This window comes from Tahibacter amnicola (assembly GCF_025398735.1).
In the GTDB taxonomy this organism is placed as follows: domain Bacteria; phylum Pseudomonadota; class Gammaproteobacteria; order Xanthomonadales; family Rhodanobacteraceae; genus Tahibacter; species Tahibacter amnicola.
Map to the genome: position 1 here is coordinate 122,350 of NZ_CP104694.1, position 25,879 is coordinate 148,228.

The 25,879-nt window shown below is 67.2% G+C and carries 22 protein-coding genes; 12 read left to right on the top strand and 10 right to left on the bottom strand.

Annotation, left to right across the window (positions count from 1 at the left end; all coding sequences use genetic code 11):
• Positions 1–216 precede the first annotated feature (216 nt).
• The gene (gene ubiA / locus N4264_RS00480; RefSeq protein ID WP_425508325.1) at positions 217–1,137 is read left to right on the top strand and encodes a 4-hydroxybenzoate octaprenyltransferase; all 921 of its coding nucleotides are present in this window, start codon (positions 217–219) and stop codon (positions 1,135–1,137) included.
• A 56-nt stretch (positions 1,138–1,193) separates the two neighbouring features.
• Here ubiA and N4264_RS00485 read toward each other — a convergent pair whose 3' ends face one another.
• The gene (locus N4264_RS00485; protein ID WP_261695127.1) at positions 1,194–2,789 is read right to left on the bottom strand and encodes a hypothetical protein; all 1,596 of its coding nucleotides are present in this window, start codon (positions 2,787–2,789) and stop codon (positions 1,194–1,196) included.
• Positions 2,790–2,857: 68 nt separating this feature from the next.
• A complete protein-coding gene (locus N4264_RS00490) occupies positions 2,858–3,598 on the bottom strand; it encodes a ComF family protein (protein ID WP_261695128.1) in 741 nt (246 codons plus the stop codon).
• Positions 3,599–3,656: 58 nt separating this feature from the next.
• On the opposite strand from N4264_RS00490, the gene bioB reads away from it, so the two are divergent.
• Genes bioB through bioC form a run of 4 tightly spaced genes read left to right on the top strand, consistent with a single transcriptional unit; the run spans position 3,657 to position 7,584 of the window.
• Positions 3,657–4,691 carry a biotin synthase BioB gene (bioB, locus tag N4264_RS00495; protein WP_261695129.1) on the top strand — a complete coding sequence of 345 codons (1,035 nt, stop codon included), beginning with the start codon at positions 3,657–3,659 and terminating at the stop codon, positions 4,689–4,691.
• Positions 4,692–4,719: 28 nt separating this feature from the next.
• A complete protein-coding gene (bioF, locus tag N4264_RS00500; RefSeq protein ID WP_261695130.1) occupies positions 4,720–5,898 on the top strand; it encodes an 8-amino-7-oxononanoate synthase in 1,179 nt (392 codons plus the stop codon).
• Between the two features lie 22 nt (positions 5,899–5,920).
• Positions 5,921–6,709, top strand: a complete 789-nt coding sequence (gene bioH / locus N4264_RS00505) for a pimeloyl-ACP methyl ester esterase BioH (RefSeq protein ID WP_343231983.1) — start codon at positions 5,921–5,923, stop codon at positions 6,707–6,709.
• Positions 6,706–7,584, top strand: a complete 879-nt coding sequence (bioC, locus tag N4264_RS00510; RefSeq protein ID WP_261695131.1) for a malonyl-ACP O-methyltransferase BioC — start codon at positions 6,706–6,708, stop codon at positions 7,582–7,584. Before bioH ends, bioC begins: the two co-directional genes overlap by 4 nt.
• Before the next feature lie 8 nt (positions 7,585–7,592).
• On the opposite strand, the gene N4264_RS00515 is transcribed toward bioC, so the two are convergent.
• Complete coding sequence (locus N4264_RS00515) at positions 7,593–8,777, bottom strand: vWA domain-containing protein (RefSeq protein WP_261695132.1); 1,185 nt, start codon at positions 8,775–8,777, stop codon at positions 7,593–7,595.
• Positions 8,778–8,953: 176 nt separating this feature from the next.
• Here N4264_RS00515 and N4264_RS00520 point away from each other — a divergent pair, with 176 nt between their 5' ends.
• A complete protein-coding gene (locus N4264_RS00520; protein WP_261695133.1) occupies positions 8,954–9,796 on the top strand; it encodes a YbaY family lipoprotein in 843 nt (280 codons plus the stop codon).
• A gap of 186 nt (positions 9,797–9,982) precedes the next feature.
• A complete protein-coding gene (locus N4264_RS00525) occupies positions 9,983–11,035 on the top strand; it encodes a hypothetical protein (RefSeq protein ID WP_261695134.1) in 1,053 nt (350 codons plus the stop codon).
• 21 nt (positions 11,036–11,056) lie between these two features.
• Here N4264_RS00525 and N4264_RS00530 read toward each other — a convergent pair whose 3' ends face one another.
• The 4 genes from N4264_RS00530 to mnmG all read right to left on the bottom strand — a co-directional run bounded on the left by N4264_RS00530 (position 11,057) and on the right by mnmG (position 17,659).
• A complete protein-coding gene (locus N4264_RS00530; protein WP_261695135.1) occupies positions 11,057–11,899 on the bottom strand; it encodes an AAA family ATPase in 843 nt (280 codons plus the stop codon).
• Positions 11,900–12,017: 118 nt separating this feature from the next.
• On the bottom strand, positions 12,018–13,235 hold the full coding sequence (locus N4264_RS00535; protein ID WP_261695136.1) for a hypothetical protein: 1,218 nt from the start codon (positions 13,233–13,235) through the stop codon (positions 12,018–12,020).
• A 3-nt stretch (positions 13,236–13,238) separates the two neighbouring features.
• Positions 13,239–15,572 carry a Tex family protein gene (locus N4264_RS00540; protein ID WP_261695137.1) on the bottom strand — a complete coding sequence of 778 codons (2,334 nt, stop codon included), beginning with the start codon at positions 15,570–15,572 and terminating at the stop codon, positions 13,239–13,241.
• 200 nt (positions 15,573–15,772) lie between these two features.
• The gene (gene mnmG, locus N4264_RS00545) at positions 15,773–17,659 is read right to left on the bottom strand and encodes a tRNA uridine-5-carboxymethylaminomethyl(34) synthesis enzyme MnmG (RefSeq protein ID WP_261695138.1); all 1,887 of its coding nucleotides are present in this window, start codon (positions 17,657–17,659) and stop codon (positions 15,773–15,775) included.
• 710 nt (positions 17,660–18,369) lie between these two features.
• Here mnmG and N4264_RS00550 point away from each other — a divergent pair.
• Positions 18,370–18,570, top strand: a complete 201-nt coding sequence (locus N4264_RS00550; protein ID WP_261695139.1) for a hypothetical protein — start codon at positions 18,370–18,372, stop codon at positions 18,568–18,570.
• 122 nt (positions 18,571–18,692) lie between these two features.
• On the opposite strand, the gene N4264_RS00555 is transcribed toward N4264_RS00550, so the two are convergent.
• The gene (locus N4264_RS00555; RefSeq protein ID WP_261695140.1) at positions 18,693–19,511 is read right to left on the bottom strand and encodes a hypothetical protein; all 819 of its coding nucleotides are present in this window, start codon (positions 19,509–19,511) and stop codon (positions 18,693–18,695) included.
• A gap of 91 nt (positions 19,512–19,602) precedes the next feature.
• Positions 19,603–22,242, bottom strand: a complete 2,640-nt coding sequence (gene pepN, locus N4264_RS00560; RefSeq protein WP_261695141.1) for an aminopeptidase N — start codon at positions 22,240–22,242, stop codon at positions 19,603–19,605.
• 70 nt (positions 22,243–22,312) lie between these two features.
• Between pepN and N4264_RS00565 the strand changes: the two genes are divergently transcribed.
• Positions 22,313–23,284, top strand: a complete 972-nt coding sequence (locus tag N4264_RS00565; RefSeq protein ID WP_261695142.1) for a pyridoxal-phosphate dependent enzyme — start codon at positions 22,313–22,315, stop codon at positions 23,282–23,284.
• Between the two features lie 4 nt (positions 23,285–23,288).
• Here N4264_RS00565 and N4264_RS00570 read toward each other — a convergent pair whose 3' ends face one another.
• Entirely contained in the window at positions 23,289–24,173 is an 885-nt protein-coding gene (locus N4264_RS00570; RefSeq protein WP_261695143.1) for a DMT family transporter, read from the bottom strand.
• A 151-nt stretch (positions 24,174–24,324) separates the two neighbouring features.
• On the opposite strand from N4264_RS00570, the gene N4264_RS00575 reads away from it, so the two are divergent.
• Genes N4264_RS00575 through N4264_RS00585 form a run of 3 tightly spaced genes read left to right on the top strand, consistent with a single transcriptional unit; the run spans position 24,325 to position 25,879 of the window.
• Positions 24,325–24,753 carry a ketosteroid isomerase-related protein gene (locus tag N4264_RS00575; protein WP_261695144.1) on the top strand — a complete coding sequence of 143 codons (429 nt, stop codon included), beginning with the start codon at positions 24,325–24,327 and terminating at the stop codon, positions 24,751–24,753.
• A complete protein-coding gene (locus N4264_RS00580; protein ID WP_261695145.1) occupies positions 24,750–25,334 on the top strand; it encodes a DNA-3-methyladenine glycosylase I in 585 nt (194 codons plus the stop codon). Before N4264_RS00575 ends, N4264_RS00580 begins: the two co-directional genes overlap by 4 nt.
• Positions 25,331–25,879 carry a cytochrome b gene (locus N4264_RS00585; RefSeq protein WP_261695146.1) on the top strand — a complete coding sequence of 183 codons (549 nt, stop codon included), beginning with the start codon at positions 25,331–25,333 and terminating at the stop codon, positions 25,877–25,879. The genes N4264_RS00580 and N4264_RS00585 overlap by 4 nt, the downstream gene beginning before the upstream one ends.

Below are 25,879 nucleotides of genomic sequence, written 5' to 3' on the forward strand. Positions count from 1 at the left end.
CGTCAACGGCGGTACCGGGCCAATCCGTCCGCGACGACGCCCAAGAACGGCGTAGCGGGATAAACTCGGGAAATGTCCAAGAGTTCCGATTCCCACGAAGGCCGACGCAGCGACGGCCACTCCGGCCGGGGCCGGTCCCGCGCCACGCCGGCAGCTCCCGCTGCCGCGCCGGCTCCACCGGCGCATCCGGCCGATGCATCGGATCGCTCGCGCCGCGTGCTGGCGGCATTTCTGCGGCTCGCGCCCGAGGCGCAGCGCGAGCGCTTCCGCGACTATCTCGTGCTCATGCGCATGGATCGCCCGGTCGGCGCGCTGCTCCTGCTATGGCCGACCTGGTGGGCGCTGTGGCTGGCGCGGGGTGATTTCCCGCCGCCGCACCTGCTGGTCATCTTTACCATCGGCGTATTCCTCATGCGCGCCGCCGGCTGCGTGATCAACGACTATGCGGACCGCTGGCTGGACCCGAAAGTCGAACGCACGCGCGGCCGTCCGATCGCCGCCGGGCGCATCACGCCCAAGGCGGCGCTGGTGTTATTCGCGGTCCTGATGGTGCTGGCCTTCGGCCTGGTGTGCCTGACCAACGCGATGACGATCAAGCTGTCCCTGGTCGGTGCGGCGCTCGCCACGCTCTATCCATTCGCCAAGCGCTACACACATCTGCCGCAGGTGGTACTGGGCGCCGCCTTCGGCTGGTCGATCCCGATGGCCTTCGCCGCCGTCAGGGGCGGTGACGGGGACTGGCTGGCGGCGCTGCCGCCGCTGTGCTGGCTGCTGTTCCTGGCCAACGTGCTGTGGGCAACGGTGTACGACACTGAGTACGCGATGGTCGACCGGGACGAAGACATCGAGGCCGGCGCGAAATCCACCGCTATCCTCTTCGGCGAGGCCGACCGCGTCATCGTCGGCGTGCTGATGGGAACCTTCGTCCTGGCGCTGGTGCTGGTGGGCAGCCGGGCCAAGGTGCATGGCATCTACTACGCGGGCGTCGCAGCGGCGGCAGCGCTCTGCATCTGGCAGCAGTGGCTGATCCGCCACCGCGACCGCAAGGCCTGCTTCGAGGCCTTCCGCAACAATCTATGGCTGGGCATGGCCGTGTGGATCGGCCTGTGCCTGGCACTGGGCCTCAAGCCGGTGTAAACCGGCAGGCGGCGGAGGTCGGGCACAACCCGTCCTCCGCCGCAGCGGACCGCGACTTATTCCGCGAGCTCGGCGCGTTCGAAATTGGACTTGTCGATGGGCATCAGGGCCCAGCCGCCGGCAATCCGGCGACGCAACTGCACGATGCCCTTCTCCACGCCGGCCACTTCGCCGTACATGGCGGGGCGCGCTTTCATATAGATCGCCACGCGCTTGCCGACCCATTTGCCCAGGTCCGCATAGGCGACCGGCGTTCCCGCCGGCGGCGGCGGTGGCGGCTCATCATCGAGCGGAACCACGGCAGGCGCGGCCGGAGCGCGGACTGTCTCGACCGCCCTGGCCGGTGCCGCCGCCGCGATGCTGTTCACCGGCGTTGCCGGCGCCGCTACGGAGGGTGCAGCAGGCGTAACAGCGGTTGATACCGGCGGCGCTGTCGTGACAGCCGGTGCCGTGGCACTGGCTACGACCACCGCACTGCCCGGCGCTGTCGCCGCCGGTGCGGCCGCTGCGGGCGCGACGCCGTAGCCCAGCTGGACCGGATCGATGCCCTCGCTGCGCAGGACCTGCACCATCGTGGGCAGCGGAGCGGTGTCGTCGTAATCCTCGGCTTCTTCGTCCATGCCCGGCAGCGGCCGCGGCGCGGTCGATTCCAGGCTCAACGCCATCGGCGTGCCGTTGAAGGTGAACTGGCCGCGCATGGCCGGCAGCCAGCTGGACAGCGTGTCGCTTTCCTGCTGCTGGACAGTGATCGGCGGGTCGTACTTGAGGTTGAGCGCGATCTTGCCGCCCTTGGTGGCGAACTCGCGATAAGCGTTGACCAGATTCTCGTGACCGGCGACGCCGACGGCGGCGAGGGCGCGGCTGACCGATGCAACGTGGCGGGCGACCACCTGGTCGGGCGTCACCTTGTCCTTCTTGGCGCAATGCTGGTTGCGCGCGGCGACGAAACCGCGGTCTTCGATTTCCCACTCGTCCTGGACAATGTCAGCATCGCCGCTGCCGCGCAGGCTCAGCAGCGCCGAGGTATCGCGCAGCGTCATCGACCCGCGGTAAGCCACGCGCGCTACGCCGGGCGTATCAATGGACTTGATGATGTTGAGCGTGTCGCCGTCACGGTGATATTCGACGATCACTTCGGTGGGGCCAGGCGTAAGCCCCATGTCCTTGAGTTCGTCGGTGCTCCAGAGCGAATCCTCCGCGCAACCGAAGGCTTCAAACAGTGCGCCGGACGAGCCGCCGAAGGCGGCCAGCTCGTAGCCGAACGGGCTGTCCTTGGTGCCCTGCCCCCCGGTCAGCACGATCTTCACGTCGCTGATCGCGTTGAACATCTTGCGTTCCTTGCGCGACAGCAGGCTGCGGAAGTACTGCCAGAAGGGGATCTCGATCCGCACCTTCTCGAACACGAAGTCGTCCGAGCTGCCGTCCATGAGCGGGAAGTGCACGTTCTTGGCGCTGATCGTGCCGGTGAAGCCCGGCCAGCTGGCCTGGTAGGTCGTGTCGTCGCCATCGAAGGCGACCAGCATGACGCGGCCAAGAACCCGATTGGAGTGGAATGCCACGTAAGCAACCAGCAGCGCGATGGTGAATACCGTGCTCAGCACGCGCTTGATAGACACACCCGACTGGCGGGCGCGGAACAGACGAACCCTCATGCGAAATCACCCTGATGACCCCGAGAGCCATCATACCGGCACTTTTCCGGCCGTGCCGGAGCCAGGTCTCAGTCGGGCGACGGGACGGGCGCCGGGCCGCCGGACCGAGGCGCGCGGGCGAGGGCCCAGGCGCTGACCCGCGCCACGCCGGCCGTGCGCAGCGCACCGGCGCAGGCGGCCAAGGTCGAGCCGGTGGTCATCACGTCATCGACGAGGGCCACGTGGGCCGGCCAGCGCAGCCCGGCGGCCGGGGCGAATGCGCCGCGCAGGTTGCGCCGCCGGGCGAGTGCGGCCAGGCCGGCCTGGGCGGGCGTTTCGCGGATCCGGTCCAGGCCGCCGGCGAGCACGGGTATTCCCAGGGTCTGTCCCAGGTGACGCGCCAGTTCCAGCGACTGGTTGAATCCCCGCTCGCGCAGGCGTTGCCGGTGCAGCGGCACAGGCACCAGCGCCTCGGGCCGGTCGCCGGGCGGGACGGCAGCCATCGTCTCGGCCAGGACGCGGCCGCAGGCAAGGTCGCCGGAGAACTTGAACCGGGTCAGCAATTGATCAAGCGGCGCGGCGTAGACAAAGGGCGCCCAGGCCGCATCGTACGGCGGCGGCCGCTTCAGGCACGGGCCGCATACGCCATTGCCGCTTTCCAGGGGAATCGCGCAGCGCGTGCAGGCACGGTGGTTGGGCGTGAAATCCCGTCGGCAGCCGGTGCACAGGTCCTGCGACGGTGCTCCCCGGTCCCCGCAGAGGACGCAGCGGGACGGCAGCCAACGGAATCCCCACCGGCGCAGGCCGTCAACCCAAGCGATTCCCTTCAAGTTGACAGTCTCCGGATCGATCACGACACTCGCCCGACTTTACGACCGGAAGGCCGCCATGACACCCATCCGCCACGACTGGACGCGCCAGGAAGTGCTCGCCCTGTTCGATCTGCCCTTTGCCGACCTGATCCACCGCGCACAGGTCACGCACCGCGAGCGCCACGACGCCAACGCCGTGCAGGTGTCGACCCTGCTGTCGATCAAGACAGGCGGTTGCCCCGAGGACTGCGCCTACTGCCCGCAGAGCGCGCGCTACGCGACCGGGCTCAAGGCCGAAAAGCTGATGGCCGTGGAAACCGTGCTCGAACGTGCCCGCCAGGCCAAGGCGGCCGGTGCGACCCGCTTCTGCATGGGCGCCGCCTGGCGTTCACCGAAAGATCGCGACGTGGAGAAGGTCGCCGCCATGGTCGGCGCCGTGAAGGCGCTGGGCATGGAGACCTGCGCCACCCTCGGCATGCTGAGCGGTCCGCAGGCGCAAACGCTCAAGCAGGCGGGCCTGGACTACTACAACCACAACCTCGATACCGCGCCGGAGTTCTACGGCGAGATCATCCAGACCCGCGAATACCAGGATCGCCTGGACACGCTCGAGAACGTGCGCCAGGCCGGCATGAAAACCTGCTGCGGCGGCATCGTCGGCATGGGCGAGACGCGCGAGCAGCGCGCCGGGCTCTTGCAGACCCTGGCCAACCTGCCCGAACACCCGACCTCGGTGCCGATCAATCGGCTGGTGCAGGTGGAAGGCACGCCGCTGGCCGGCACCGCCCTGCTCGATCCGTTCGAATTCGTGCGCACGGTGGCGGTGGCGCGGCTGCTGATGCCGGCGTCCGTGGTGCGCCTGTCGGCGGGCCGCGCGGAGATGAACGATGAGCTGCAGTCGCTGTGCTTCCTGGCCGGCGCCAACTCGATCTTCTACGGCGAGAAGCTCCTGACCACGGGCAATCCGGATGTGGAGCACGACCAGGCCTTGTTCCGTCGCCTGGGCATCCATCCGATGGAAGTCGTGCTGGAACCGGGCACCGTGCACGCGGATATCTGCGAGCCGGCGGCCGACGGCGAGCGCGGCTGCGGCCGCGCCGCCGCGGCCTGATCCACCGTACGTACCCGACACAGCAGCGATGCGCCGCCCCCACCCGATCGAACGCCTGGCCCGCGTCCAGGCCGAGCGGGCGGCGGCCGGGACGCTGCGGCGCGTGCGCGCGGTGCAGGCCGCCGAAGGGGCCTGGCTGCAGATCGACGGGCGACGCCTCCTGGGTTTTGCCAGCAACGACTATCTGGGCCTGGCGCAGCATCCGCGCCTACGCGAGGCGCTGTGGCGGGCGGCATCGCGCTGGGGCGTGGGCGCGACGGCGGCACACCTGCTCGGTGGCCATCGCGGCGAGCACGAGGCGCTGGAGCAGGACCTGGCCCGCTGGACCGGACGCGACCGTGCCCTGCTGTTCTCCACCGGCTATATGGCCAACATCGGTGTGCTAGCGGCGCTCCTGGACGAAGGCGACAGTGCGGTCCAGGACAAGCTCAATCACGCCAGCCTGATCGACGGAGCCCGCCTGGCGGGAGCCTGTCTGCGGCGCTACGTGCATGGCGATGTGGACAGTGCCCGGCGCCAGCTGGCGGCCGATCCATCGAAAGCAGCCGTGTTGTCCACCGACGGCGTGTTCAGCATGGATGGCGACATTGCCCCGCTCGGCGCGCTGGCCCGACTGTGCCGCGAGGAGGGTGCGGTGCTGCACGTGGATGACGCCCACGGCCTGGGCGTGGTCGGGCCGGAAGGCGCCGGCTGTGTCGCACAGGCCGGGCTGTCAGCCGGGGACGTGCCGGTATTGATGGGCACGCTGGGCAAGGCGCTCGGGGTTGCCGGTGCCTTTGTCGCGGGCGATGCCACGATGATCGACGGCCTGGTGCAGCGGGCGCGCAGCTATGTGTATACGACCGCCATGCCGCCGGCGCTGGCCGCCGCGGCGCGCGTGGCTGTGGAGATCGCCCGGTTCGAATCCTGGCGGCGCGAGCGGCTGGCCCACCTGGTGGCGCATTTCCGCCACGGCGCCGCGGCGCGCGGCCTGGAATTGGTGCCATCCACCACACCGATCCAGCCGGTACTGGCCGGTTCGGCGGAAACCGCTGTCGCGCTGTCCCGGGGTTTGCTGGAGCTGGGCTTCTATGTGCCGGCAATCCGACCACCGACGGTACCGTCGGGCAAGTCGCGCCTGCGCGTGACGTTTTCGGTGCACCACGGCGAAGCGGACGTCGAAGCGCTGCTCGACGCTATCAGCCACGTGCGGCAGAGGCTTTCCTGAAGATTCCAGGCGGTGCGTTCCCGTGCTGCCGCCATCGACCGACATCATGCATATCGAAACCCTGGGCCACGGCCCTGATCTTGTCCTGATCCATGGCTGGGCGATGCACAGCGGCATTTTCGCCCCCCTGACCGAACGGTTGTCGGCCGCGTTCCGGCTCCATCTCGTGGACCTGCCCGGCCATGGCCGCAGCGCCGATCGCGAGGCAAGCCTGGACCCGACGGCGTTCGCGCGGGAGGTGGCCGCCGCTGTGCCACCGGCCCTGTGGATCGGCTGGTCCCTGGGTGGCCTGGTCTGCCTGGAAGCGGCGCGCCTGATGCCTGGCACCGTCCGGGGTGTCTGCCTGATCGCCGCCAGTCCGCGCTTTGTCGTTGCCGATGACTGGCCCCATGCGGTGTCCGCCGATGTCTTCCGCCAGTTCGCCGAAGGCCTGCGCAAGGACTACCACCGCACCATCGACCGATTCCTGGCCCTGGAAGCGCACGGCTCGGACCACGCCCAGTCGGAGCTGCGCGAGCTGAAGGCGCACGTGTTCGACCGCGGCGAACCGGCGCTGCAGGTACTGTGCGAGGGCCTGGGCGTGCTGGAGCAGACGGATCTTCGCGGCGACCTGCCGGACCTTCGCGTCCCGAGCCTGTGGATTGCCGGGCGCCGCGACCGCCTGATTCCCGCCGCGGCAATGCGCTGGTCCGCGCAGACCAGCCCGCAGGGACGCTACCTGGAAACCGCCGCCGGCCACGCGCCCTTCATCGCCCACGGCGACGAGGTGGCTGCCGCCATCCGGTCCTTTCATGCGGAGATCAGCGCATGACGCCTCCCTTCGATATCCGCCATGTGCGCCAGGCCTTCGGCCGCGCGGCAGCGAGCTACGCCAGCCATGCCGTGCTGCAGAAAGTGGTGGAAGACCGCCTGCTGGAACGCCTGGAATACCTGCAGACCGCGCCGCTGCGCGTGATCGACCTGGGCTGCGGACCGGGCCGTGCTTCCGGCCTGCTGCGCAAACGCTGGAAACAGGCCCAGGTGATCGGCATGGATCTGGCCCTGCCGATGCTGCGCCAGGCCAGGCGCCAGGGCAGCTGGTTGCGGCCACTGCCGCGGATCTGCGCCGATGCGCGCGCCCTGCCCCTGGCCGATGCCAGCGTCGATGTGCTGTTCTCGAACCTGTGCATCCAGTGGATCGACGACCTGCCGGCCCTGTTCGATGAGTTCCGGCGTGTGTTGCGCCCCAAGGGAATGCTCGCGCTGTCGACTTTCGGCCCGATGACGCTGCACGAATTGCGCGCAGCCTGGGCGGAAGTGGATCGGGCGCCACACGTGAGCCGGTTTGCGGATATCCAGCGCGTCGGCGATGCGCTGCTGGCTGCCGGGTTTCGTGATCCGGTGCTCGACGGCGAGGATTTCACCCTCACCTACCCGGACACCATGGGACTGATGCGCGACCTCAAGGCGATCGGCGCGACCAACGCCGACAGCGGCCGCAGCCGTACCCTCACCGGCAAATCGCGCCTGGCCGCCGTCGCGGCCGCCTACGAGCCCTTCCGGCGCGACGGCGTGCTGCCGGCCACCTACGAGGTGATCTATGCGCATGCCTGGGGCCCGGAAGCCGGGCAACCACGCCGCAGCCGCGGCGTGGATATCGCCACCTTCCCGGTCGACCAGCTCAAGATTCGCCGGCGCGAAACCTGACGCGGCCGCTAGCGGCCGCGTAGCGCGTCGACGGCCTTGTTGAGGCCCGCGAGGGTGAGCGGAAACATGCGGCCGTCCATCAGTTCGCGCGTGATGCCGATCGACGGTGTCCAGTTCCAGCGCGATTCGTCCACCGGATTGAGCCAGATGGCACGCCGGTAGACGTCGGTCAGACGCTTGAGCCACACCGCGCCGGCTTCCTCGTTCATGTGCTCGATGCTGCCGCCGGGCTCGGTGATTTCGTAGGGACTCATGCTGGCATCGCCGACGATCACCAGCTTGTAGTCGGCCGGATAGGTATGCAGCAGGTCGAGCGTGCGCTGGTGCACGTCCCAGCGCCGCGCGTTGTCGCGCCAGACCCGCTCGTACACGAAATTGTGGAAGTAGTAGTGCTGCAGGTGCTTGAACTCCGCACGTGCAGCGGAGAAGACCTCCTCGCAGATCCGCACGTGATCGTCCATCGAGCCGCCGATATCCAGGAGCAGCAGCACCTTGACCGCGTTGTGCCGTTCCGGGCGCAGCTTCAGGTCGAGCCATCCGGCATTGCGCGCCGTGGCGCGGATGGTGCCGTCCAGGTCCAGCTCGTTCTCGGCGCCCGTGCGCGCCAGCCGGCGCAGGGCGCGCAGGGCCAGCTTGATGTCGCGTGTGCCGAGCTCGCGCGTGTCATCAAGGTTGCGGAACTCGCGCTTGTCCCAGACCTTCACCGCGCGGCGCTGGCCCGACCGGCCCCCGATGCGGACGCCCTCCGGGTTGTATCCGGAATTGCCGAACGGCGAGGTGCCGCCGGTTCCGATCCAGCGCGATCCGCCGCGATGCACGCCATCCTGTTCCGCCAGGCGCTGCTGCAATTGCTCCATCAGCCGTTGCAGGCCGCCCAGGGCCTCGACCTGGGCCTTTTCCTCGTCGGTGAAGACGCGGTCGAACTCGCGCCGCAACCATTCCTCGGGAATACGACCGTAGAGTTCGACCGCCGCGGCATCCACCCCGGCGAAGAAGCCGCCGAAGGCCCGGTCGAAGCGGTCGAACTGGGTTTCATCCTTGACCAGGCAAAGGCGGGCCAGGTGGTAGAACTCGTCCAGCGATAACCGGGCAAAACCGGCCTGGAGCGCCCCCAGCAAGGCAAGCAACTCATTGAGGCTGGGTTTGAGCCCCTGGCTGCGCAGCCAGAGAAAAATCGGATCAACATACGTCAAGTCCTGTCCATTCGCGCAGGCATCGGCCCAGAGCACGCGCCGGGCCGCGGGTTGATGGCATTATTCGACTTTCGATGCCAGGACAGCGTCGGCAAAAATCGCTAGGCTGTCGGGCCCTCTCAGTCGGCCGCGCTCGCTGCGCCCGGCCAGAATTCTACGTTTGCGGAGATCCACCCGTGCACAAGCTTGCCCTTCCGTTGCTCATTGCCAGTGTCGGCCTGGTTGCCTGCGGTCCGTCGACCGATGCCAACAAGCCCGCGGCCCAGGCCAGCCAGGCGGCGATCGCCTCCGCGGTGACGGGCCAGGTGGCGCTCAAGGTCCCTGCCCAGCTGTCGCCCGCCGCCACGCTGACCCTGGAACTGTTCAACGTCTCGGCCAAGCCCAAGGTGCAGGTCGCCTCCTCGACGACGAATGTGGCCGCGATGCCGATGCCGTTCAAGCTGGACGTCGAGCCGGGCAAGATCGACCCGAACTCGTTCTACATACTGATCGCCCGCGTCAAGGACGGCGAACGCAGCTACCTGGCCCCGCGCGAATACCCGGTCCTGACCAAGGGCTCGCCGGCCAAGGTGGAAATCCAGCTCGCGCCCGAACCGACGGCGTCGGAAAAGCTGGAATCCGAATACGGCATGCTCGAACGCGCCATCGGCGGCATGAAGGTCGCCAAGGGCGCCAGCGAAGACGAAACCAGCACCACCGCGTGGGATGGCTTCTTCGACAAGAACGGCCTGCGCTACATCCGCGAGATCACCGATTACGGCGACAAGGGCCGCGTCAATATCTACTTTGCCTACCACGAGAACGGCAAGCCGATGGCCGTGGTGCAGGAACGCGTCGCCGCGATGGCCGAAAAACCCAATTCGGTGACCCGCCTGGGTTGGGACGCCCAGGGCCTGTTCGTGCTGCATACCAAGAAGGAAGGCGGCGCCGTCACCGACGTGAGCGAAGCCGACGCCAAGCCGCTGCATGACCGCGCCGTTGCGCGCTTCGATACGGTTTCGAAGAAAAAGCCGAACTGATCCCGCCTCGCGCCACTGGACGGCCCACGAGCCGTCCAGTTCGTGTCAGCTCCTGCTTCATCGGCGATGATCATCGCCGCCACGGTTTCACGTAGGGCAGGACGGCGCCGTAACCGGGAAGGCAACGACGAACGTTGAAGTCGACGCCTCCCGCCGGTGACGTACCTCTCGCCTGGAGCCTGACGCATGCTTTTCATTCCCGGAACCTTCTCCGCCCGCCGCATCACAGCCCTTCTTGTCGGCTTGGTCGGGACGACTGCCGCGCATGCCGCCGCCTATGTCGGGCCCGACGGCGGCAGCTGGAATGTGGCGTCCAACTGGTCACCACAGATCGTTCCCGACTCAGCAACAGCTGACGTTTCACTTTCCTGCAGCGGCGGCCAGGGCTTCCACATCGATCTTGGTGGAACGGTTACAGTAAACCGAATTGTCGATAGCTGCGCTGGCGCTGGCGAGGCGTGGAATTTGGAGAATGGAACCGTACGGTTTGCTGGAACGGCACCCTACTTTGAATCCGCCGGCCATCATCCGACGACTGCCCCGGCATTACCCGCCGTGATCCTCGATGCCTCCACGCATTTCCATATCGTGGAGGCTAGCAATAGCCACGTCGTGGTCGGCGGAGGAATCAGCGGCAGCGGCTCACTTACCAAGACGGGACCCGGTGCCCTGGGCATGGTTGGAACGCAGTCGCTGACGGGCGCTATTACTGTCCGCGATGGCATGGTTTGGCTACCCGCGGGCTCTACAATTCCTAACGCCACAACAACGCTGGAAAGTACCGGACTACCAGCGGTGCCATATTTGATGGGCGGCGGGCACTTCGGCAATGCCGTACTTGCTCGATACGCCGTACTGCGTCCTGGCGATTCGCCATTCGAGCTGCAATGGGTACCCGGGACGATGACCTTCAGTAGTCTGGCGGTCAACAGCGAAGCATATGTTCACTTCGATTTGACGGAACAAGGCGAGAGGGATCTGGTCGCGGTACAAGGCGAGCTGCAGCGTGGGCAGGACGGCATTCTCCATTTTGTCTTTAAGACTGGCTTCCACGTCATCGGCAGCAGCTTTACGCTCATGACGTTCTCGCAGCAAACGGGATTTGACCTTTCGCATTTCCGATTCACGGTCACCGGGCACACGGGAGGTTTCGGCGGACATTTTGTCCTCACACCGACATCCTTGCAGTTTGTCATCGACAACCTGCCCGTGACGCTCCAATCGTTCCAGGTCGATTAAACGTTCGGCCGGCGCGGTGTCTCAGCCGCCGCGCCGCGCCAGAAACGCAATCTTCTCAAACAGCTGCACGTCCGCTTCGTTCTTGAGCAGCGCGCCGTAGAGCGGCGGAATCGATTTACGCTGGTTACGCTCGCGCAGCGTTTCGACGCCGATATCCTCAGCCAGCAGCAGCTTCAGCCAGTCGAGCAGTTCCGAGGTACTGGGCTTCTTCTTGAGACCCGGCGCTTCGCGCAAGGCGAAGAATGCCGTCAGTGCCTCGTGCACGAGTTCCTTCTTGATGCCCGGGTAATGCACGTCAACGATCGCGCTGAGCGTTTCGGCATCGGGAAAGCGGATGTAGTGGAAGAAGCAGCGGCGCAGGAAGGCGTCCGGCAGTTCCTTTTCATTGTTGGAGGTGATGATCACGATCGGCCGGTGCAGGGCCGTGATGGTCTGGCGCGTTTCGTAGACGTGGAAATCCATGCGATCGAGTTCGCGCAGCAGATCGTTCGGAAATTCAATATCGGCCTTGTCGATCTCGTCGATCAGCACGACCGCGCGCTGATCGCTCACAAAGGCCTGCCACAGCTTGCCTGGCACCACGTAGTTGGCGATCTCCGACGCACGCGCCTCGCCCAGCTGCGAATCGCGCAGCCGCGCTACGGCGTCGTACTCATAGAGGCCGTGCTGGGCCTTTGTGGTCGATTTGATGTGCCATTCGAACAGTGGCGCGCCGAGTGAGCGGGCCACCTCTTCGGCGAGCAAGGTCTTGCCGGTGCCCGGCTCGCCCTTGATCAGGAGGGGTCGCTGCAGGGTGATTGCGGCGTTGACGGCGAGCTTGAGCTCATCCGTGGCCACGTAACGATCGGTGCCTTCAAAACGCATGGGAGTGCCGTGGAGGATCGGACGGCAGAGGATAGCCCGCGTCGCCGGCGGCTCCAACGGCCGCACGCGCCGGACCCGAGGTGACGCGCGCCAGCCGATGGACCGGCCGCATTCACGCTCAGTCCGCCGGTGCCTCGCTCAGTTGCGCGGCACGCAGCTGTGGCTGGCCATCGGTCACCGTTGTCCAGACGAGGAAGGCGCCATCTCCGTGGGGCGCCAGGCGCGGAACGCCCGTTCCGCGGCCACGGGGCAAGGTCGCGATCTGGGTGGTATCCACTGTCGACAAATCGCTGGTGTAACGGGCTGCCATGAGGAAGGCGCCCTCGTCCGTTTCTTCCAGCCAGCTCACCCAGACGGCGTCCTTCACCAGGGCCAGGTCCACCCGCCCGCTGACTGACCGCCGCGCGGGCAAAGTCACCGGCGCGGCGAAGGAGGCGCCGCCGTCCGTAGAACGCGCCAGGCGCAACGTAGGCTGGTCGCCTGGCGCCGTGTACCAGGCGACGTAGACATCATCGCCCCGGGCGGCGACGGCCGGGCCATTTACCGGACATCCCGGCATCGTCCAGTTATCGGCATGGACGGGCCGCGGCGTACTCCAGCGGCTGCCGTCCCAGCGCACCACGGCAATGTCGCGAATTTCCTTCTCGCTCCGGTCGCGGAATACGACGACCGGCCCCTGGCGGGCCAGCGCCACGTCGGTCTGGCAGCAGTCGCACACACGGGCGTCGATCAGCGATTCACCCGCTGCCTGCATCGCACTGGAGAAGACCGCCGTCCGCAGCCCGGTGGCGCCTTCGCCGCCGTGGTCATGGGCGTCCTCGGACGGCGCGTCGCGGCCATCGAGCCAGACCAGGGCGAACCGGTGTGCGTCCATTGGCCAGAGCGAAACGAAACCGTGTTCGGCGGGGCTGCTGTCGGCGTGCGCCGATACGGCGTCGGACCAGGTCCTGCCGCCATCGGCCGAGCGCGTCAGGCGGACGCCGTAGGCATAGGTGCCCGGCGCCGTCTTCTCCAGCCACCAGGCCACCAGGGCGCCGTCGGGCATGACGCGCAGGCCAGGCACATCGGCCCAGTTCACGAACCACCGCGTGCCCTGGGCGACGGTGGCCGACACGGTGAAGCCCTTGCCGTCCCAGCGGCTGAAGCGCAGTTGGTGACCTTTCGCGGCCGTCGCGATCCAGCTCAGGTAGATGTCGCCCTTGGCGTCCGTATCGAGGCCGGGCTGCGCCGCGTGACCCTGCATGGGCAGGGGCACGGGCGTTGAGCGGATGGCGGCACCGGCTGGCGCCACCGCCAGCCCGAGGGCCACGATGACTGCAATGCCGGGCCGCAGCATCGGTCAGTTTCGCTTGGCGCGCGCGAACGCGTCGGCGAAGGCGTTGTTGGTCGGCGCCGGCGCACTGCCGGGCCGCGCACCGCCGGGACGCGACGCGCCGTCACGACGCGGCCCGCGGTCATCCTTGCGGGCTGCCGCGGCACCCGGCGCGCTGGTGCGGGTATCGCCGAGCGGGTCGTCCAGGCGCATGGTCAGGGCGATGCGCTTGCGCGGGATATCGACCTCCAGCACCTTCACCTTGACCACATCGCCCGCCTTCACCACCTCGCGCGGGTCTTTCACGAACTTGGTCGACAGCGCGGACACATGCACGAGGCCGTCCTGGTGCACGCCGATATCGACGAAGGCACCGAACGCCGCGACGTTGGACACGCGGCCTTCCAGCACCATGCCGGGCTTGAGGTCCTTGAGATCTTCCACGCCCTCGGCGAAAGCCGCGGTGACGAACTCCGGGCGCGGGTCGCGGCCGGGTTTTTCCAGTTCACGCAGGATGTCGCGCACGGTCGGCAGGCCGAAGGTGTCGTCGGTGAACTGCTCGGCCCGCAGCGTCTTGAGGAAGCTGGTGTCGCCGATGATCTGGCGCACCTCGCGGCCACAGGCCTTGATGATGCGCTCGACCACCGGGTAGGCCTCCGGATGGACAGACGAGGCGTCGAGCGGATTGTCACCGGCCGGAATACGCAGGAAGCCGGCGCACTGTTCGAACGCCTTGTCGCCCAGCCGCGGTACTTTCTTGAGTGCGTCGCGCGTCTTGAACGGGCCGTTGGCATCGCGGAATTTCACGACGTTCTCCGCCACCGAGGCGGACAGGCCGGCGACGCGGGCCAGCAGTGGCGCGGACGCCGTGTTGACGTCGACGCCCACCGCGTTCACGCAGTCTTCCACGCGGGCATCCAGCGCGCGCGCCAGCTTCACCTGGTTCACGTCGTGCTGGTACTGGCCCACACCAATGGCTTTGGGTTCGATCTTCACCAGTTCGGCCAGTGGATCCTGCAGACGGCGCGCAATCGACACCGCGCCGCGCAGGCTCACGTCGAGTTCCGGGAATTCCCTGGCGGCCATTTCCGAGGCGGAATACACCGAGGCGCCGGCCTCGCTGACCACGACCTTCGCGAGCTTGATATCCGGATGCTTCTTGAGCATGTCGCCGACGAGCTTGTCGGTTTCACGCGAGGCCGTGCCATTGCCGATGGCGATCAGGTTCACGCCCAGCTGCTTGCACATGGCCGCGAGCTGCGCGATGGACTGGTCCCACTGGTTCTTCGGTTCGTGCGGGTAAACGGTGTGGGTCGTCAGAAGCTTGCCGGTGCCATCGACCACCGCCACCTTGACGCCGGTACGGATGCCCGGATCAAGCCCCATGACGACTTTCGGGCCCGCAGGGGCCGCCAGCAACAGGTCCTTCAGGTTGTCGCCAAAGACGCGGATCGCCTCGTCCTCGGCGCCTTCACGGCTCTTGCCGAAGAGGTCCAGCGCCAGGTGCAGGTGCAGCTTCACGCGCCAGGTCTGGCGGCAGGTTTCCAGCAACCAGGTATCCGCCGCACGGCCGCGCTGGGCGATACCGAAGTGCGCGGCAACGCGGCCTTCGGCCTCGGCGTGGCCCTGGTCGGGCTCGATGGTCGGCTCCAGTTCCAGGTCCAGAATACCCTCGTTGCGCGCCCGGAACAGGGCAAGCAGGCGATGCGAAGGAATCGACTTGATCGCTTCGGCGTGGTCGAAGTAGTCGCGGAATTTGGCGCCTTCGGCTTCCTTGCCGGCGACGACTTTCGCGCGGATCTGGCCACGCTCGGTCAGCCATTCACGCAGCTGGCCGACCAGTGCGGCGTCTTCCGAGAACTCTTCCAGGAGAATCGAACGCGCACCGTCGAGCGCGCCCTTGATGTCGTTGATGCCCTTCTCGGCGTTGATGAATGCCTTGGCTGCTTCCTCGGGGGCTTGCGTGGGGTCGCTGCGCAGGCCGTCGGCCAGGGGCTGCAGGCCGGCCTCGCGGGCGATCTGCGCCTTGGTGCGGCGCTTCGGCTTGTAGGGAAGGTATAGATCTTCCAGACGCGCCTTTGTATCGGCTTCTACAATTTCTTTTTTCAGCTCGTCGCTCAGCTTGCCCTGTTCGGCGATGCTGGCCAGGATGGCGCTGCGGCGCTCTTCCAGCTCGCGCAGATAGCGCAGGCGCTCTTCCAGATTGCGCAGCTGGGTATCATCCAGGCCGCCGGTGACTTCCTTGCGGTAACGGGCAATGAAGGGAACCGTCGCGCCGCCGTCGAGCAATTCGATCGCGGCATTCACCTGCACGGATTTTGCGCCGATCTCCTCGGCAATCTTCTGTTCGATTGTGAGCATGAGGGTGTTCTGTTCAGTCCTGCGGATACGCGCACGGCCACCGCTTTCGCGACCGTGTCAGCGGCGGAGTCTAGCAGTCTTGCAGGCCGATTCCGTGTGCAGGTCGACCGCCCGCGCAGACGGCCGGCGTTCATGCCGGCAATGCCGGCGGAACGGTCAATGTCAAGGTTCGGCGCCGCAGAGCGTGCAGCGCCGGCGTCTCAGGCGACGCGACGACCCTTGCTGCGCTTGAGGTGCACCAGCAGTAGCGAAATCGCCGCCGGTGTCACGCCGGCGATGCGCATCGCCTGCCCGACGGTCTGCGGCAGGGATCGCTTGAGTTTCTGCGCCACCTCGGCGGAAAGGCCGCTGACCTGGTCGTAGTCGAACGGGTCAGGGATCGGCGTTTCCTCATGCCGGCGTGCACGCTCGATCTCTTCGCGCTGGCGCTCGAGATACCCCGAATACTTTGCCGAAATTTCCACCTGTTCAGAAACTCGCACATCATCGACCACCGGCCCCAGCCCGGGCACGCGCGCGATGTGGCTGTAGTCCACTTCCGGCCGGCGCAGCAGATCCAGCGCACTGGTTTCGCGCGACAGCGTAATGCCGAGCTCGGCTTCGATCTGGCGTCCGAGCGCGTTGCCGGGTGCAGCCCACAGCCCGCGCAGGCGCTCTGTCTCACGTTCGACGGCATCGCGCTTGCGCCGGAACGCGTCGTGACGCGGCGCATCCACGCAGCCGAGCTGGAAGCCGGTTTCGGTGAGGCGAAGATCGGCATTGTCTTCGCGCAACTGCAGGCGGTACTCGGCTCGCGAGGTGAACATGCGGTACGGCTCGGTGGTGCCGTTGGTGATGAGGTCGTCCACCAGCACGCCGAGGTAGGCCTCATCGCGACGTGGCGTCCACGGCGCCTTGCCCTGGGTGGCGAGCGCGGCATTCAGCCCCGCCAGCAGCCCTTGTGCCGCCGCTTCCTCATAACCGGTGGTGCCGTTGATCTGGCCGGCGAAATACAGCCCCTCGATGGCCTTGGTTTCCAGCGAGGCCTTGAGGCCGCGCGGATCGAAATAGTCGTACTCGATCGCATAACCCGGCCGCGTGATGTGCGCGTTCTCGAACCCCTTGATCGAACGCACCAGCGCCAGCTGCACGTCGAACGGCAGGCTGGTGGAAATGCCGTTGGGATAGATCTCGACGGTGTCCAGGCCTTCGGGCTCGATGAAGATCTGGTGTGTCTCCTTTTCGGCGAACCGCACCACCTTGTCTTCAATCGATGGACAGTAGCGCGGGCCGACGCCTTCGATCTTACCGGTGTAGAGCGGCGAGCGGTCCAGCGCGCCGCGGATGATGTCGTGGGTGTGCTGGCTGGTGTGGGTGATCCAGCAGCTGACCTGGCGCGGATGTTCGCTGACATCGCCCAGGAAAGAGAACACCGGCATCGGATCGTCGCCCGGCTGCGCCTCCAGCCCCGAGTAATCGATGGTTCGGCCGTCGATGCGCGGCGGAGTGCCGGTCTTGAGGCGGTCGGTACCCAGCTTGAGTTCGCGCAGGCGCGAGGCCAGCGTGGCGGCCGGCGGGTCGCCCGCCCGGCCACCGGCGTAGTTGGCAAAGCCAATGTGGATCTTGCCGGCGAGGAAGGTACCCGCCGTCAGCACGATGGCGCGCGCGCGGAAGCGCAGGCCCATCTGGGTGATGACACCGGCGACGCGGTCGCCCTCGAGGATCAGGTCGTCCACGGCCTGTTGGAACAATGCCAGGTTTGCCTGTTGTTCCACCATGCCGCGAATGGCTGCCTTATAGCGGACGCGATCGGCCTGGCAGCGCGTGGCGCGCACCGCGGCGCCCTTGGAGGCGTTGAGGACGCGCCACTGGATGCCGGCCTGGTCGGCCGCACGCGCCATCGCGCCACCGAGGGCATCGATCTCCTTGACCAGGTGGCCCTTGCCGATGCCACCGATGGCCGGATTGCAGCTCATCTGCCCGATCGTTTCGATGTTGTGGGACAGCAACAGTGTCTGTGCGCCACTGCGCGCCGCCGCGAGTGCCGCTTCGGTACCGGCGTGGCCGCCGCCGATGACGATGACGTCGAAATGTCGGGAGTAATCCATGGGTGCTGCAGTGACTGAAAAACCAGGGCGGCGATTCTACCAGGGTATTGACAAGCCGCTGGCAAAGCTGCCCGGAGCAAGGCACGTCGGGAATCGGTCATCTGTGACAACCGGTGACGCCGGGCCGTCGCCGGATGACGAGATGGTGGCGGCCCGGCGATGGGTTTTTGTCACCCGGCGGATCATGGCGCACCGTAAAACACCGAAGATCAGGGCCAGCAGACCCGGTGGGCGTCGGTCTCAAGGATTGGCACAGCTCGTGCTTTATAAAACTCGCACTCCCACCGACGCACGGCGTTTGCGAGCACGTCGATAGTCGGAATTCAGGGGCCGGCTCTGCGTCGGTGGGAGGACGCACCACGATCGAGGGGCGACGCCAGATAAGGCTGGCGCCCGGCGGTCGTAGGAACAGGGGGAATCCAAGAGGACCGTATGCCGGGCGCCAGTAACCGGTATGACGCCGCGACGCGTAGCGCCGCGGCGTTTTTGTATTCACGGCTAAGAGTAGCGCTCGTACACATTAGTAAACCGTGAAGGTCTTCGTAGATTCCGGTTGCGTGCAAGGTCTGTCAGCTCCGGTCACTATCCGACAGACGTCGTCACTCTCGCGACGAACGTGACTACCGTGACAGATCCCGCAATTTTTTGATCCTGGCACGCGAACTGCATCACAGATCACGCACCTCGAAGATCGGTTACGGAGCAGTTCGATGAACCTCGCCAACGACACCCTCATGCGCGTCAATCCGCTGTTCCTGCGCCAGGACCTGATGATCGAAGTCGGCCGCCTGGAGTTGGCGATCGAAGATATCCGCAGTCACAAGTCCGCGAATGAGGCCGAAAGCCTGGTGGCACCGCTCCTGTCGCGCATTGCGCGTCTCAACGAAGCCCTGGGACGCCTGCTGGCCTGATCGACCGATCTCACACCCTCTCTCTCCCTCCGCGCGTTCATTGCGCGGTTAGCCCCCGACCTCGCGCCCACGCGAGGTCGCTTTTTTCCAGGGTTCGCTACCGGTTGCGAAGCGCGCCGGTTTCAGCGGTCCGGATCGGCCTCGCGCTGGCGCGAAGGTGCCGGCGGCGGCATCGACCGCGGCGCTGAAGGCATCGAGGGGGCACTGCGGACCGGCGACGGCATCGCGTCAGCCTGGCGGATCCGGGGTTCCCGCACCGGCGTCGGCGTGCGCACCGGCGCCCCTTCGTCGATCGGCATCCGCGTGATCCGGCCGCCCCGCGTCACGTCGCCGGGGATCGGTGGATCACCATACGGACGGGGACGCGTTGTCCGACGTGGACCGACTGTGTCCTCCCGTGTCGGGAACGGCATGGACGTGTCAGCCCTGCGCACGGATTGTTCGGCATCGACGCGCGTGCGCCGGCCGCTCTCCGCCGGCATACGCGCCTCATCCAAGGGCATCCGGGGCGGCGCCGAAGTCCGCTGCAGGCCTGCCACCGCCGCACGTTCGTTCGCGACGCTGCCGAAGCGCTGCCAGTACGCCTGTCGCGCGTGCTGCTGCTCCCACCAGGCCCAGTCGTAGTAACCGTCCCACCAGCTGCCATACCAGGGCGAGTAGGACCAGTAGGGTCCGCCCCAACCGCCGCCAAAACCGAACAGGTTCGTCGGGTACCAGGTGACGCCGTAGTAAAAGGACGACGACCAGAACGGATCGTAGTAGCCGTGGTAAGCCGGCCACAGCGCGGAGTAGTAGCGGCTGTAGGCGATGTAGTCCGGCCGGTAGGAATCGTCCCGGTCGTAGTAGTAATCGGCCTCACCGGTGCGGTAACGGTATTCGGGGACCTGCGCGCAGCCGGCCACGGCTGCGACGACGACAAAGGATGACAGGAAGCGACGCATGCTGATCACCGGGCGCGTGCGGGGCTCTGAGTGTAGTCCCGCACGGTTGAGGAAGCGTTAGAAAACGATGCAATCCTGCGCAAAGACGACGTCAGGCAAGCGTACGTCGCAGGATGTCGGCAAGGTCCGGCGATGTCGCCGCCGCGGCGAGGCGCTCGACGCTCGCCTGCAGCAAGACCCGGCGCGTCGGTTCCAGGCGTTTCCAGTCCTTGAGGGTGGCCGCCAGGCGCGAGGCCGTGGTGGGATTGATCGCATCCAGTTCGACCAGGCAATCCTCGATCAGCGCATAGCCGGCACCGTCGGGCCGGTGGAAGGCGACGAGGTTGCGCGCCGCGAAGGCGCGCAGCAGCGCATAGACCCGGTTGGGATTGCGCAGGTTGAAACGGCTGTCAGCGCGCAGCGCGGCAACGCGTTCCACCGCCGCTTCGGCGGGGATCTGCGCCTGCAAGGCGAACCATTTGTCCAGGGTGATCGGATCGTCGGCGTAGCGCGCGGCGAAGTCGCCCAGCGCCGCCTCGGCCTGGGGGGCGCCGTGATGCGCCAGGAGGGTCAGCGCCGCCAGCCGCTCGGTCATGTTCGGCGCCTGCGCCGCGCGCCGCGCTGCTACTTCTGCGGCAGCAGTGGGATCGGCGCGCATCCACAGGCCCAGGCATCGGCCGGCAAGGCGACGCCGCGACTGGCTGGCGCCGTCGAGCGCACCCTGCTCCGCCTCCACGAGTTGGCCGTGGCGCGCCGCCACGCGCGCTCCGGTCACCTGGGCCAGGCTCTTTTCCAGGAATTCGCGTGCGCGGTACACCGCGGCGGGATCAAACGGCTCGCAGCGCTCCGCCAGTTCCAGCGCGTCCGGTGGCGTCAGCAGTTCGGCCAGGAGGGCCGGTTCGACGCGGTTGTCATCGAGCAGGGCGGAAACCGTGCTGACCCATACGCCAATCTCCGCGGCACGCAGGTCGCCCGCCAGGACGCGGTCGAAGGCCAGCCGCGCGAGCTGTTGCGCCGCTTCCCAGCGGTTGAACCCGTCGGACTCATGACGCACGAGGAAAGCCAGGTCATCGGCGCCAAATCCCGCTTCCACGCGCACCGGCGCGGAGAATCCCCGCAGCAGTGACGCGGCGCGCGGTCGATCAATATCCACGAACGTGAATGCGGCCTGCGCGTCACGCAACTCCACGACGCATTCGGACACCGCCGCCTGCGCACTGGCACCGCGCAATGGCAGGGGCTGCCCGCCGGCGTCGAGCAGAGCCAGCCGCACCGGAACTGGCAGGGGTTGCTTCACGTCCTGGCCCGGCGTGGGCGCGGTGTGCTGGCGCAATTCCAGGGTATAGGTGCGATGGGCGGCGTCGTAGCGGCCGCTGGCAAGCAGTTGTGGCGTGCCCGCCTGCGCGTACCAGACAAGGTACCCGCGCAAGTCGACCTCGTTGGCCTCCCCCAGCGCGGCGAGAAAGTCCTCGACGGTGGCCGCCTCGCCATCATGGCGCGCAAAGTATTCGTCCATGCCGCGGCGCCAGCCCGCCGGACCCAGGCGGCCGGCCAGCATGCGCACCAGCTCGGCGCCCTTGTCGTACACGGTGGCGGTGTAGAAATTGTCGATCGCGCTGTAGCGGTCGGGACGGACCGGATGCGCCAGGGGCCCGGCGTCCTCGGGAAACTGCGCGCGACGCAGCAGCTGCACGTCCTCGATACGCTTGAGCACGTGAGATCCCATGTCAGCGCTGAACTGCTGCTCGCGGAACACCGTGAGGCCTTCCTTGAGCGACAGCTGGAACCAGTCGCGACAGGTCACGCGATTACCGGTCCAGTTGTGGAAATACTCGTGCGCGACGATCGCTTCGACGTGGCGGTAATCATCGTCGGTGGAGCGGGCCGGGTCCGCCAACAGGTACTTGGCGTTGAAGATGTTCAGGCCCTTGTTCTCCATGGCCCCCATGTTGAAATCGTGCGTGGCGACGATGTGGAAAACGTCCAGGTCGTAGCATCGGCCATAGTGCTCCTCATCCCAGCGCATGGCGCGCTCGAGCGCATCCATCGCGTAGCCGCAGCGGTCGATGGCATCGGCCTCGGCGTAGATGCGCAGCGTCACCGCCCGTCCCTCGGCCGTGACGAAAGCCCGCTCCAGGACTTCCAGGCGCCCGGCCACCAGCGCGAACAGGTAACACGGCTTGGGATGCGGATCGTCCCAGCGGGCCCAGAGGCGGCCGTCGTCCAGCAATCCGGTGCCGGCGGGGTTGCCGTTGGCCAGGAGAATCGGGAAGCGCGCCGGATCCGCACGCAGCGTCGTGGTGTAGCGGGCCAGTACGTCGGGCCGGTCCGGGAAGAAGGTGATGCGGCGAAACCCCTCGGCTTCGCATTGCGTCAGCAGGAAACCGTGCTCCGGCGTACCCGACAGGTATAGCCCCTGCAACGCGGAATTGGTCGATGGATCCAGTTCAACGCAGGTATGCAACACCGCGCCGTCGGGCATCTGCGCGATCGTCAGGCCGTGCTCGTCCAGCCGGTATTCCGTGACATCCAGCGGTCGGCCATCCAGGGCGATCGACACCAGGCGCAGGCCTTCGCCATCCAGGAACAGCGGCTCTCCGGCCGGGCCTGCACGCCGCAGCGTCAGGCGCGCATCGACCCGGGTACGGTGGATGCCGAGGTCAAATTCCAGGTCGACATGGTCGACGCGCCAGGCCGGTGGACGGTACTCACGCAACAGGACGGGCAGTTCGCGATCGGGCTTGGCGGGCATGTCAGGGGTGGGCGGATGTCGGCAGCGCAGGCTAGCATGCCCGTTTTACCGCCTGTATCGTCACGAGGATATGAACAATCCTGACTGCGTCACACTCGACACCATTCGTGACGCGGCGGCGCGCATCGCGCCGCACGCGCACATTACGCCGGTCCTGCAGTCGCGCAGCCTGGATGAACTGACGGGCGCGCGCCTCTATTTCAAGTGCGAAAACCTCCAGCGCGTGGGCGCGTTCAAGTTCCGTGGCGCCTGCAATGCGGTGTGGTCGCTGGATGAATCCATGGCCGCGGCCGGCGTCGTCACTCATTCATCCGGCAACCACGGCGCCGCACTGGCTCTGGCCGCGAAGACGCGCGGCATTCCCGCGCACGTGGTCGTGCCGGAAGGGGCGAACCGTTCGAAGGTTGCCGCCATTCAGGCCAACGGCGCCACCCTGCACTACTGCGCGCCCACCATCGCCGCGCGGGAAGCCACCGCCGAGTCGGTTCGGCGCGACACCGGTGCCGAACTTGTGCACCCGTATACGGATGTGCGCGTCATTGCAGGCCAGGGCACGGCGGCACTGGAACTGATGCACCAGAGCGGCGGCCTGGACATTCTGGTCACGCCCGTGGGCGGCGGCGGCCTGGTGAGCGGCTGCGCCATCGCGGCGCGGGGACTGGATCCCGCCGTCACTGTCTACGCAGCAGAGCCGGAAGGCGCGCCCGACGCGTACGAATCGTTCCGGCGCGGTGAGCGCTTCACGGCCATCACGCCCGACACCATCGCCGACGGTCTGCGCGGCACGATCGGCGAGATCAATTTCGCCATCATGCGCCAGCACGTGCGTGACGTGCTGCCCGTATCCGATGCGCAGATCATCGCCGCGATGCGTCTGGCCTGGGAACGCCTCAAGCAGGTGATCGAGCCGTCCAGCGCCACGGTGCTGGCCGCGGTGCTGCGCTACCCGGACCGCTTCGCCGGAAAGCGCGTCGGCCTGGTGCTCACCGGCGGCAACGTTGACCCGGACGCACTGCCCTGGATGACGCCCCGCGCGGGCTGATCCGCTATTCCTCGGGTTGGCGCGCCGGTCGCGTGATGCCGACCAGCGCCGCGGCGACCAGCGCGATGCCGCCGGCCTCGATCGGCAGCGGGCGCTCGCCGAGCAGCACCCAGGCAAAGACAAAACCCGTCAGCGGCACGGCCAGGCTGGTAATGCCGGCCACGGTGGCCGGCAATCGCTGCACCACCATCGCCCACAGCACCCATGCCAGCCCCGAGGCCAGTACCGCGTTGTAGGCAAGGCCGGCGATGAAGCCGGGTGTCCAGGCAATGGCCCGTTCGGGCACCAGCAGCGCGATCAGGACCAGTCCAATCGCGCCGAACCCCATCTGCCACGTGGTGAGCGACAACGCCGATACCTCACCGCCAGCGGACATGCGCTTGGAGATCACGACGCTGATCGACCAGGCCAGGCCCGCTGCCAGCGCCAGCAACGCGCTACCCAGCCCGCCAAGGCCCCGCCAGGGCTGCAGCACCAGCACCAGTCCGGCACCGGCCAGCGCGGTCCAGGCCAGCTGCGCGCGTCGCGGACGTTCGTGCAACAGCCACCAGGCCGGCAGGATCAGCCAGAACGGCATGGTGTAGACCAGCAGCGCGGTCTTTCCGGCCGCGCCCTCTACCAGCGCCCACTGCACCAGCCCCTGGAACGCGGTCGTCTGGAACAGGCCCAGGGCCGCGGTGCCCAACAGCGGCGGCGGCTTCAGTGGCACGCCGCGCAGCGCCATCGCGATAACCAGCACCAGCGTGGCGAGCACGGCGCGGATCGCCGCGAAATGAAACGGCCCGCAATCGCGCAGCACCTGTTTCATCACGATCCAGTTGTAGCCCCACACCAGGGTGAGCAACAACAGGGCCACCAGGGCTGATCGGCGCGCGGAATCTGTGGTCATTCGTCGTCGCTGGCGAGAACGCGGTTGTCGATGATACCGGCGATCTGGCGCCGCGACCGGCCCTGCGCCATGATCCGCCGCCACGGACAGGGCGTGTCCCGCCTACAGGTTCCGCGCAGGAACCCCGATATCGAACAGGATGGAGAACGGCATGATCGTCGACGGCGTACGTTCCATGGATCGCGCGACGGAGCTTCTGCTCCGCTACTACACCGCCTTCAACAAGGGCGACTGGGAAGGCATGCTGAGCTGCCTGTCGGATGATGTGCGCCATGCCATCAACCAGGGTGGTGAAGAGATCGGCGTGGAAGCCTTCCGCAGCTTCCTGGGGCGGATGAACCGCTGCTACAAGGAACAACTAAGAGATATCGTGGTGATGGCCAATGCCGACGGCAGTCGCGGCGCGGCCGAGTACGTCGTTCACGGCCAGTACCTGCAGACCGACGAAGGCCTTCCGGCGGCGGCCGGGCAACGCTACGTGCTGCCCGGCGGCGCGTTCTTTGCCATCGAGGATGGCCTCATCACGCGCGTGACCAACTACTACAACCTCAACGACTGGCTGCGCCAGGTGGCCCCATGACGACGCGTTGCGCCTGGGCCGAAAACAGCGACATCGAGCGCGACTACCACGACACCGAGTGGGGCCGCCCGCTACGCGATGAGCAGCGCCTGTTCGAATTCCTCTGCCTGGAAGGCGCCCAGGCGGGCCTGTCCTGGCGCACGGTGCTGGCCAAGCGCGACAACTACCGCCGTGTTTTCCACGATTTCGCTATCGCCCGTTGCGCGGCGATGACCGATGCGGAACTGGAAACCGTCCTGGCCGATCCGGGTATCGTGCGCAACCGGCTCAAAGTGTATTCGGTGCGCAAGAACGCCCGCGCGGCGCTGGAAGTGATCCGCACCGAAGGCAGTCTGTCGACGTTCCTCTGGCGCTTTGTCGGCGGCGAGCCGATCGACAACCGACCGCGCGAACGCGGTGACGTGCCCGCGACCACGCCGGCATCCGACCAGATGAGCAAGGCACTGCAGAAGCGGGGCTTTACATTTGTCGGCTCCACCATCTGCTACGCGCTGATGCAGGCCACGGGGATGGTCAACGACCACCAGATCGACTGCATCGCCCGCCAGGCGCCGGGCCGCGCGCGCCGGAAGACGGCGTGATCGTCGAGCCGGCAGCCCCACGGGAACGCCACACGCGCCTGCTGCGCTGGCTTCACTGGCTCAGCGCGGTGCTGGTGGTGGCCGCGAGCGTCCTGGCGGAAATCCGCGAGTTCATCCCGCGCGGCGTGCCGGTGCGGGCGGCGCTGATGCAATGGCACATGGCCACGGGTCTTGCGCTCCTGGCGCTGTACCTGCCGCGCGTCGCCGCGCGGCTGCTCGGCAACGCGCCCGCCGCACCGCCCGAGGCATTTGCCGGAGCGCGCCAGCTGGAACGGCTGCTGCACGGATTGATCTATGGGGTCCTGCTGGTGCAGCCGCTGCTGGGGTTGGCCGCCGCGCAGGCAGCGGGTCGCACGATCACGCTACCCCTGGTCAGCGCGATCGTGCCCGCTTTGCCCGGTATCGGCGGCGCCTGGGAAGGCGCACTGGAAAACGCCCACAGTCTGCTGGGACGCCTCTTCTACGGCCTGATCGCGCTGCATGTGGGCGCGGCTCTGTGGCATCACCTCGTCAGGCGCGACGCCACCCTTCGGCGCATGCTCTAG